General features: G+C 44.1%; 9 protein-coding genes. 1 reads left to right on the top strand and 8 read right to left on the bottom strand.

Translation table 11 applies throughout. From position 1 onward, the window contains the following. Positions 1-115: 115 nt before the first annotated feature. On the bottom strand, positions 116-2185 hold the full coding sequence (gene glyS / locus ACVBIK_RS17525) for a glycine--tRNA ligase subunit beta (protein WP_447170189.1): 2070 nt from the start codon (positions 2183-2185) through the stop codon (positions 116-118). A gap of 11 nt (positions 2186-2196) precedes the next feature. After that, positions 2197-3102: a glycine--tRNA ligase subunit alpha gene (gene glyQ / locus ACVBIK_RS17520; protein WP_447161643.1), complete on the bottom strand. Its 906-nt coding sequence runs from the start codon at positions 3100-3102 to the stop codon at positions 2197-2199. 117 nt (positions 3103-3219) lie between these two features. Between glyQ and ACVBIK_RS17515 the strand changes: the two genes are divergently transcribed. Continuing rightward, the gene (locus tag ACVBIK_RS17515; protein ID WP_447170188.1) at positions 3220-3780 is read left to right on the top strand and encodes a DNA-3-methyladenine glycosylase I; all 561 of its coding nucleotides are present in this window, start codon (positions 3220-3222) and stop codon (positions 3778-3780) included. A gap of 18 nt (positions 3781-3798) precedes the next feature. On the opposite strand, the gene ACVBIK_RS17510 is transcribed toward ACVBIK_RS17515, so the two are convergent. The 6 genes from ACVBIK_RS17510 to ACVBIK_RS17485 all read right to left on the bottom strand — a co-directional run bounded on the left by ACVBIK_RS17510 (position 3799) and on the right by ACVBIK_RS17485 (position 10049). Continuing rightward, positions 3799-4464 (bottom strand): hypothetical protein, encoded by a 666-nt coding sequence (locus tag ACVBIK_RS17510; protein ID WP_447161645.1) that lies wholly within the window; start codon positions 4462-4464, stop codon positions 3799-3801. 223 nt (positions 4465-4687) lie between these two features. Then, complete coding sequence (locus tag ACVBIK_RS17505) at positions 4688-7882, bottom strand: amidohydrolase family protein (RefSeq protein ID WP_447170187.1); 3195 nt, start codon at positions 7880-7882, stop codon at positions 4688-4690. Positions 7883-8216: 334 nt separating this feature from the next. Beyond that, positions 8217-8654: an MOSC domain-containing protein gene (locus tag ACVBIK_RS17500; protein ID WP_447161647.1), complete on the bottom strand. Its 438-nt coding sequence runs from the start codon at positions 8652-8654 to the stop codon at positions 8217-8219. A 34-nt stretch (positions 8655-8688) separates the two neighbouring features. Then, positions 8689-8934: a sulfurtransferase TusA gene (tusA, locus tag ACVBIK_RS17495; RefSeq protein WP_447161648.1), complete on the bottom strand. Its 246-nt coding sequence runs from the start codon at positions 8932-8934 to the stop codon at positions 8689-8691. Positions 8935-9081: 147 nt separating this feature from the next. After that, positions 9082-9549, bottom strand: coding sequence for a Cys-tRNA(Pro) deacylase (ybaK, locus tag ACVBIK_RS17490; protein WP_447164287.1), 468 nt, complete (start codon positions 9547-9549; stop codon positions 9082-9084). Between the two features lie 38 nt (positions 9550-9587). Further along, complete coding sequence (locus tag ACVBIK_RS17485) at positions 9588-10049, bottom strand: GNAT family N-acetyltransferase (RefSeq protein WP_447161650.1); 462 nt, start codon at positions 10047-10049, stop codon at positions 9588-9590. Positions 10050-10133 lie beyond the last annotated feature (84 nt).

Raw genomic sequence — 10133 nt, 5'->3', positions numbered from 1 at the left:
CCCCAGAACAGTAAAACCAAGGCCTCAACGGTATGCCAAAAATAAAAATGCCGTTCACCTTAAGTGAACGGCATTACGCCAAAGGGCGCGTTTTTATTATTCAGCTACTCAGTGTTTACTGAAGGAGTGAAATATCAGCTGCATGTAAGAACTGCTCACGTAGGCTAGAAAGTAGCGCTAAGCGGTTATTCTTAAGTGCTTCGTCGTCAGCCATAACCATGACATCTTCGAAGAATGTATCAACACTCTCACGCAGGCTCGCAAGCAGTGCTAGCGCTTCTTGATAGTTAGCAGCCGCAAAAAGCGGTGCTAGCTGTGGCTGAAGCTCTGCAAGTTTAGCTGCAAGCGCCTTTTCAGCATTTTCGACAAGTAGTGTGTCATCGATAGCTGCTGGTAGTTCACCTTCAACTTTAGCCAAGATGTTTGATACACGCTTGTTGGCTGCTGCCAGTGCTGATGCTTGCTCTAGTGTTCTAAAGTGAGCAACGGCTTTAATGCGGCTTTCAAAATCAGCTGGTGCAGTAGGGCGACGAGCGAGTACCGCTAGAATAACGTCGACACTCACACCTTGATCTTGATACCAAGCACGGAAGCGACCCATGAAGAATTCAAGTACATGCTCTGCAACGTTTTCGTTAGTGAGGTTCTCGCCGTGTAGTTCTTGTGCTTTAGCAATTAAATCAACAAGATCTAGTGGCAAGTTGTTCTCTAAACAGATACGTAGCACACCAATTGCTGCGCGGCGCAGTGCAAATGGATCTGCAGCGCCTTTAGGCGCTTGGCCAATACCAAAAATACCCACTAGCGTGTCGAGCTTTTCAGCCAGTGCAACACAAATAGAGATAGGTGCTGTCGGTACGGTATCGCCAGAGAATTTCGGCTTATATTGCTCAGATAGAGCAACCGCAACGGCTTCAGTTTCACCGTTAAGGCGTGCGTAATGCATACCCATGGTGCCTTGAAGATCGGTAAACTCCATCACCATGTTAGTCATTAAGTCTGACTTAGACAGTAGACCCGCACGCGCAGCTTCTTTGCTGTTAGCATTAATGCTGCTAGCAATATAACCCGCTAAAGCAGATATACGTTCAACACGCTGTTTAATGGTGCCAAGCTGCTTTTGGAATACAACGGTTTCTAAGCTGGCAAGGCGTGCTTCAAGCGACTCTTTCTTATCAGTTTCAAAGAAGAACTCAGCATCGGCAAGACGTGGGCGAACCACTTTTTCGTTACCAGAAATAATCTGCTGTGGATCTTTTGACTCGATGTTAGTCACAAAGATAAAGTTTGGTAGCAACTGACCGTCATTATCAAATACAGGGAAGTATTTTTGATCGCCTTTCATGGTGTATACCAAGGCTTCTGCTGGTACGTCTAAGAACTTTTCTTCGAAGCTGGCCGTTAATACAACTGGCCACTCTACGAGAGAAGTCACTTCTTCTAGTAAGTCATCTTCAAGATCGGCTACGCCGCCAATCTTAGCTGCAGCAGCCTCAGCACCAGCTTTAATAATCGCTTTACGCGCTTCATAATCCGCTAATACTTTACCTTTCTCTTTAAGAGCAATAAGGTAGTTGTCAGCATGATCTAGCTCGAAGCTAGACTCACCCATAAAGCGGTGACCACGAATCACGCGATCAGATTTAATACCTAATAATTCACCATCAACCACTTCGCTACCTAGTAGCATAGTCACCGTATGGACCGGGCGGATAAATTGAGTCGTGTTGCTACCCCAGCGCATAGGCTTAGGAATAGGTAACTTATCTAAAGAGCGCTGCGCCATATCGGCAATCAGGCTTTTAGTTTCAACACCAACAACACGCGCTTGGTGCAGTAACCATTCACCTTTGTCAGTCTTAAGACGATCAGCTTGCTCAACAGTAATACCGTTACCACGAGCCCAGCCCATAGCGGCTTTTGTTGGGTTACCGTCAGCATCAAAAGCTTGAGCAACAGCAGGGCCGCGCTTTTCAACAACTTTGTCTGCTTGTGCCTGTGCAAGTTGGTTGATGCTAATAGCTAGGCGACGCGGCGCTGCATGCCATACCGCAGACTCAAAGCTTAATTCTGCTTTAGCTAGCTCTTCGGTAAAGTTGGCTAAAAAAGATTCGGCTAGCTTACGCAGTGACTTTGGTGGTAACTCTTCTGTGCCTACTTCAATAAGTAAGTTTTCAAAATTCATCTGTTATTCCTCTACTTACACATTGGGAAGCCAAGCGCTTCACGGGCCTGATAGTAAGACTCAGCTACGCCTTTAGCCATGGTACGAACGCGTAAGATATAACGCTGGCGCTCAGTAACAGAGATAGCGTGGCGAGCATCTAGCAAGTTAAATGCATGAGAGGCTTTCATTACTTGCTCATAAGCAGGTAGTGGAAGTGGCTTTTCTAGTGTCAATAAACGCTCACAAGCTTGCTCACAGTCGTCGAACATCTTGAACAGTACTTCAACATTGGCATGTTCGAAGTTATAAGTTGATTGCTCAACCTCGTTCTGATGGAAAATATCGCCGTACATGATCTTGCCCATCGGGCCATCGGTCCATACAAGGTCGTAGACGCTGTCTACTTCTTGAATGTACATCGCTAGGCGCTCAAGACCGTAAGTAATTTCACCTGTTACGGGCTTACACTCTAGACCACCCACTTGCTGGAAGTAAGTAAATTGAGACACTTCCATGCCGTTCAGCCAAACTTCCCAACCTAGACCCCAAGCACCAAGAGTCGGAGATTCCCAGTTATCTTCTACGAAGCGCACGTCATGCACATTCATATCAACACCAAGGGCTTCTAATGAGCCTAGGTAGAGTTCTTGAATGTTACTTGGCGATGGCTTTAGTACTACTTGGAATTGGTAGTAGTGCTGAAGACGGTTAGGGTTTTCACCGTAACGGCCATCAGTCGGGCGACGACATGGCTGAACATAGGCACTGCTCATTGGCTCTGGGCCTAATGAACGTAAGAATGTCATCGGGTGGAATGTACCGGCACCGACTTCCATATCTAATGGTTGAACGATTGCGCAACCTTGCTGCGCCCAGTATTCCTGCAGGGTCATAATGAAGCCCTGGAATGTTTTTACGTCGTGTTTCGTCGTCATATCCGCTTGTCTACTGCCTGGAAGCTTTAATAGAAAATGGTTTCGATTATACCTTGTAGAATAACGCTTATGTAGGTTATTTTTTATCTTACTGACGATAAATTTAGGATTAAGGTTATGGAAGTAACGCGTTGCGGTTGGGTTAGCGCTGAACCCATTTATCAAGAGTACCATGACAAGGTATGGGGAAAGCCGGTTTTTGATAGTAGAGAACTGTTTGAAAAGCTGTGCTTAGATGGTCAGCAAGCGGGTTTATCTTGGATTACTATTCTCAAGAAACAGCAAAATTATGAGGCGGCATTTGCCAATTTCGACCCTAAAATAATCGCAACATTCGATGCCCAAAAAGTCGAAGAGTTATTGCTTAATCCTGGAATTGTACGCAATCGTTTAAAGGTAAACTCGATCATCAGAAACGCAAAAGCCTACCTTGAATTTGTTGAGCAGGGTAATGATTTCTCAGCATTTTTGTGGGGTTTTGTTGATGGTTCACCCAAGGTCAACCACTTTACATCTATGAGTGAATTGCCGGCACAAACTCCAGCATCTGAAGCCATGTCTAAGGCATTAAAAAAGATGGGATTCAACTTTGTCGGCCCGACAATTTGCTACGCCTTTATGCAGGCTGTGGGCATGGTCAATGACCACACTACGGACTGTTTTTGTTATAAAAAATAACACTCATATCTTAAACGTTTAAGGCTGTGTCATCAGAAGTTGTGATGGGTCTTCTGAGTGCAAATAGATAGCTTTAAACTCGACTTCACCCGTTGTACTTTCAGAGGTATTTACAAAGCTAATATTGCTATCAAACTCCTGTATCAATTTTTTGTTTTTTGCAGTCAATTCGTTAGTGATAAGAGACAGGGCGCAGATTCGTCCAGAACAGACAGTATGCTGTTCATAGATAGCTAAGTCTTTTAGGGCGATTAATTGCTGATTGAGTTTTTCTTGTCGATTAATCGCAAGCTCACTATTTGTGTTTGCGCTAGAAGTTTGCTCGATAAAATCTGCCATACCGACTGTTAATACATGGGTCAAGGCCGCGCCATCAAGAGTACCTTGTTCATTTACAAAGAATGCATTTATCGAAGCCTCATCGACGAGTTTGGTGTATTGATTGTTGAGGCTATCAGGCTGCTGTGTAGAAAGTTGTTGTTTTTGCGTGATTGCCTCTTGTTTCAATCGGTTGCTATCGGCATTTGTTTCCGGTTCTTTTTGGCTCTCTAGAGTTAATGTCTTTTCAGTCGTAAATTGTGGGGTTTGAGTTGTTGTATCTGCTGAGTTTATAAACTGTATTGTGACAATGATAGATAGTGCAGCGCTAACTATAGCTAAAGCAATTACTCTATATGTACTCATGTTTTTATTCCCTAATGTGTAAAGAGTTCCATTCCCTAAGTTTTAATATAATGTATTAGCTAAAGTTAATGAAGGCATTTGAATAAAGGATGTTCCACGTGGAACATCCTTTTTTATTGTTAGCTTTTGGGCTAATAATGCAATTTTTGAATCAAAAAATAATTTCCCTCAAATTTAAAAAACCACAGCTAAGTTACTCAGATTTTAAATTAAAAATTGAAATTTATTCTTCAAAAAAGAACGCTTCTCTCTGCTTACCTCTATTTTTCGAACCACCATTTAATTGGTCCATTGTTTCTGCATTAAACAGTTTACCGTTAACCATGGTGTAAGTTACTCGATCGGTTACGCGAATATCTTCTAGCGGATTACCATCGATAACGATTAAGTCGGCTAGCTTACCTTGCTTGATTGAACCAATTTGGTGATCCATTGCAAAGTGTTTCGCTGGGTTGATGGTGGCCGTTTTTAGAACCTCAAGATTACTCATCCCGCCTTGAGCAAACATCCACATCTCCCAATGAGCGGCCAAACCTTCACGTTGACCATGGGCACCGATATTCGCTTTGATGCCGACTTCATTTAACTCGTTAGCAACGCGAGCCACATTGAAGTGGTTGTAATGCTCATCGGGTGCAGTAGGGCGACGCATGGAGCGGGCGTCTAAAATATCCGACGGTACATACATAGAAAGACGTGGGTGAGCCCAAACATCTGTCTTATCGTACCAATAGTTCTCACCTGAAATTCCGCCATAAGCGACAACGAGTGTTGGCGTATAGCCCACATCGGTTTGTCCCCAGAATTGTTTTATATCGCTATAAACATTGGCTGCTGGTAGCGAGTGTTCAATACCTGTATGACCATCGGCGATCATGGTGAGGTTGTGTTGCAGCAAGCTTCCGCCTTCAGGTACAACCATCATCTCTAGCTCGCGTGCTGCAGCAATAACTTGTTGGCGTTGATTACGACGAGGCTGGTTATAACTCTTTACACTGAAAGCACCGACTTTCTTGAGGCGCTCTAGGTGGAATTTTGCATCATCGAGTGAATCTATATGAGAGGTATAACCTGGTATGTTCGCGCCATATAAAATGGTACCGGTTGAGAATATACGCGGACCTGCAATATTACCGGCTTTCTGTTGCTCTGAAGCGGCAAAGATTTCGGTAGTATCATTTGATGGATCATGAATCGCCGTCACACCTAATGATAGGTTTGAATACAACTCCCAGTTTTGTTGAGGGATGATTTCATTTTCCCCTTGAGCACCGTGAGCGTGAGCATCGAATAAACCAGGCATCAGAGTTTTGCCTTTAATATCGATGACCTTAGCATCGCTAGGAATATCAATTACAGAGGCAGGGCCAACGCTAACAATATGGTTATCTTTGACGATAACCGTACCATTTTCGATGACTTTATCGTTTTCCATGGTGATGATGTTGCCGCCAACGAAGGCGATTGTTCCACGTGGAACATCGGCCTTTTGAGTGAAACCAAGATCGGTAATCGTTGGCTTAACTTTGTTATCTTCAGCCTGTTCATTATATTGAGTATCTACATTCACCTGATACAACTCAGGACCAAGGGTCCAATACAGTTGATCGCTGTCGTTGTTCCAACTAATACTTTCACCCGCACGAACACTTAACTGCTCAACAGGAAGGTTGCTCGCCTTGGGACCAATCTGAACAGTTTCGCCGTGTTTGGCAAAGGGGGTAACGAACACCTTAAAGCGTTCGGCAAAAGCTAACTGTTTACCATCAGGTGATACTCTAAACTCAGTTGCATGCTTACTGGTGTAATGCACGCGTTTCTCGAAACCGTTTAAGCCAATTGAAGCTAGCTGTGGTGTTTCACCGCTTTCCATAAAATAGACGCGGTCGTTATCGGCACCAAACTGTGGTTGGTATCCTTCGGCTGTAATCTTAGTATTGTTATCACCATCAATATCGACTTGGTAAAGGCCCGTTTCTTGAGACCAGGTGCGCGGGGTGATGTAACCGCCTTTGGCTTTACGGTAAACCACGGTCTCACCATCAGGAGAGAAGGTGGGTTCGACATATTTCCCCGGCTCTTCGGTGAGTACCTTTACGCGCTTATTACGTACGCTTGCTAGGCTCACTGTACCTTGCTCTTGGTCATCCCAAGTGGTGAAAACAACACTCTTGCCATCACGAGACCATTGTGGAAATAGTTCTCGCAGTTCACTATCGAGCTTAGTGAGTCGTGACATTTTGCCATCGGGTAAACTCTTAACCCAAATCTTACCTAGTGCTTCAAATGCCACCTTGCTTCCATCTGGTGATACTTGAGCCATGCGCAGCATCTTCACATCGAACACATCTTTATCGAGATCCTGTTGGAAACGTACCGCTGGTTGAACTGCGCGCTCAGTTTTTACCGTAAATGGAATTTGCGCTACCGACTTAGACTCAACCTTAAGCTTGTTGATTTTACCCTTGGCCCAAAACACAATCTCTTCGTTATCGGCAGTCCAACTCATGGTTGGATATACCCCATGAATAGCCCAGGTTTCTTGCATGTCGCGGTCTAAGTCGCCATATAGCTTTTCTGTTTCACCGGACTTAAGGTCGAGTAGATATAGTGAAGACTGAAAACCGTCACGCTTGATGTAAGCAAGCTTTTTACCATCTGGACTAGGTGTAGGCCTAATGGCACCGCCAGTGCCCTGGATAAGCACTTCGATATCACCTGTTTGAGTATCGTAACGCTTTATCTTATAGATGCCTTTTACTGAGTCTTTTGAATAGTGGAATGTCTTACCTGGTGTCGCATCTTGGCTGAAGTAGATGTAGCGACCATCTGGAGAGTAAGCGGGTTCACCTAAGTCTTTCTGTTCGTTAGGACGTTCTGTTAGTTTGACGCCATCACCACCTGCTACGTGATACATCCATACTTCACCTGCACCCAAGCTTCGACTTCCAGTAAAGTGCTTACGCGCGACGAGATATTGCCCATCAGGGCTCCAGGCAGGACTGTTTAATAAACGGAAGGTTTCTTTGGTTACTGGGCGAGGGTTGCTACCATCAGCTTCCATGATCCAGATATTGTCGCCACCATCTTCATCAGAGGTGAAGGCAATGTATTTACCGTCAGGGCTGTAAACTGGCTGCATCTGCCAAGCGATACCTTCAGCTAGTGGTGTTGCTTCACCACCTGCAATAGGCATTTGATAAATATCACCTAACAGATCAAACACCACATGTTTACCGTCAGGGCTAACACTAACGTTCATCCAGGTTCCTTCATTTACTTCAATCTTTACCTGCTCTAAGGGGGCATTCGCTGGTGCATTAACTTGCCAGGCTTGTTTCTCTTCTTCGGCAATTGTTGGAGTACTGAAGCTAAGGGCAATAGCTGCATATAGGGGGGTAAGCTTATTGTTTAACATGCTAATCCTATGATTCTTGTTATCGTTATAAAGGAGTGACTTCAGGTGTCTCTTCTTAATTGTTGGTGATAGTGCTTAACTGGACGTTAAATCGTGCAACAGTTATCGCACAATTTGCTTAACAGTAAAACAAAAAATCTGTTTCAATTAGTTAAGTTAATACAAGGAAGAAGCGGTCGAGTGTGTGGGGTGTTTGATTGGTTAAGTGTGCAATTGAATAAGGTGAGTATTGTAAGTTAATAGATTTAGATTGGTGGATAGGTGCTTGGCAATAGCTGTTATGAGCAGCTGGGTATTGCTCAGTTATAGCTAAGATAGGCGGCTATAATCATGGCTATATCAATGCAACGTTGTCAGCTATTTTGATATTAGAACCGATGATAACTCTGCAAGTTACGCCACCACGCCAATCTGGCAATAACGCTTTTTCGAGTCCAGGGTAGGCTTGTTCCATCTTCTTACAGGGATCCGTTTCGCCGGTGATCTCCAAAACAAGTTTGCCAATGACAAGTTGCTTACCGACATCTTGTGCAGAGAAACTTATGTCATTGATGAGTAAATTTGCACGGCGGGTAAACCAGGGAAGTTGTTTGTCAATTTCATTGCAAGCGAGCTGCCATTGCTGAATAGACATCACTGTAACTTGGCGATTACCTGGGCGACCAAAGATGTCGTTTTCAACACCTTTGGCTTGGGTGACCTCGGCTTGTTCGACCGTGATCATCGGTCCACGCTTTTCAGTTTTAAATGCAATACCAATTAATGATGCCATGATAATTCCTTTTATCTACTTTGTAAGTTAATGGCTAAAGACCTTTCTTTATCAGATATTGATAAGGTGTCGCTTCTGTTTGGCTAGCGATTAATGTGTGATCCATAAACTCGCAAAAACTTGGGATATCACGGGTCGTTGCAGGATCATCTGCAATAATAAGTAAAGTCTCGCCCTCATTCATGCGTCTTACTGATTTACGCACCATCATTACCGGTTCAGGGCATCTTAGGCCTAAAGCATCGAGTTGATGTTGTGCGGCATTAAATAGTTCGTTCATATTTCCTCGGCTGAACGATTAAACAGAAGTGGCTAATATTACTCCAGCGTCTTGGTTTATCCAAGCGTCTAGCGTTAATTTGTGAGCTCAGGGCTATTCATTGGTTGCAATGTTCCACGTGGAACATTGCAAATTAAAACGAGCCATTTAGGCAGTGATAGGGGCAAACTGCGCTTTTAGCAGCTGCTTGATATCTTCAGGTGCTAATTCGATATCTAGCCCTCGACGACCACCGCTAACAAACATCTTATCGAGCGAAGCTGCAGACTCATCGATTACGGTTATCAGCTGTCTTTTCTGCCCAAGAGGACTGACACCACCAAGTACATAGCCAGAACTGCGCTGCACTTCCACGCCTTCAGCCATTACAGCCTTCTTAGCTTTTGTGGCTTTAGCTATAGCCTTCATGCTGAGCTTTTCCGCAACAGGAATTATCGCCACAGCCAGCTGCTTTGCATCTAGCTTAACGACCAAGGTTTTAAATACTAATTCGGGAGACACTCCAATTTTTTCGGCGGCTTCTAAGCCATAAGCGTGGCAAGCTGGATCGTGTTGATACTCGTGAACTTGATGGGCTATTTTGTGTTTTACCAATAAGTCGATAGCGGGGGTCATTTGTTTACCTAATTGGCGTGCGATTGCGCTTTTTTAAATTATAGTAATTTTTCCATAACCAGCACCTTAATACCGTGATAAATCACTTGTTCTACTGGTTGCCACCCGAGCTTTAGGTACAAGCCTCCAGACTGGTTCTCTGTTTGTAGGTTTATACTCTTGATAGCTAATTGGTTAGCTTTGGCGATAACAGCTTCTACTAGAGACTTAGCCACTTGTTTATTTCTATAGTTAGGATCTACATATACACCACCGAGCCAGTGCTCTCGTTCCGGGTAGATATCCATCTCATGGTAGCGAAGCTGTGCAGCAGCAATAACCTGTTCACCCTCTTGCGCCAAGATGATCAAAGGCAGTTTGTCACGGTTCAGATAGTTTCCGAGTTTTAGCTCTATCTCTTTAGTGGTTCGGCCTTCTCCTATATGTCCCCATTCATCGCTATACCACTTTGCTATAAGTGGCAGGGCTGATGGATTGTCAGCAAGTAATATAAATTTCATCGCGTGTCCTATGTCTGCCCTTGGTGGTGCGTTATGTCATGTCTTAAGTTATGTATCAGGGTATTTAATCTAACCTTAGATTAC

It is taken from the genome of Shewanella sp. 125m-1 (genome assembly GCF_052977065.1).
This window is presented reverse-complemented; position numbering and strand designations above follow the sequence as displayed.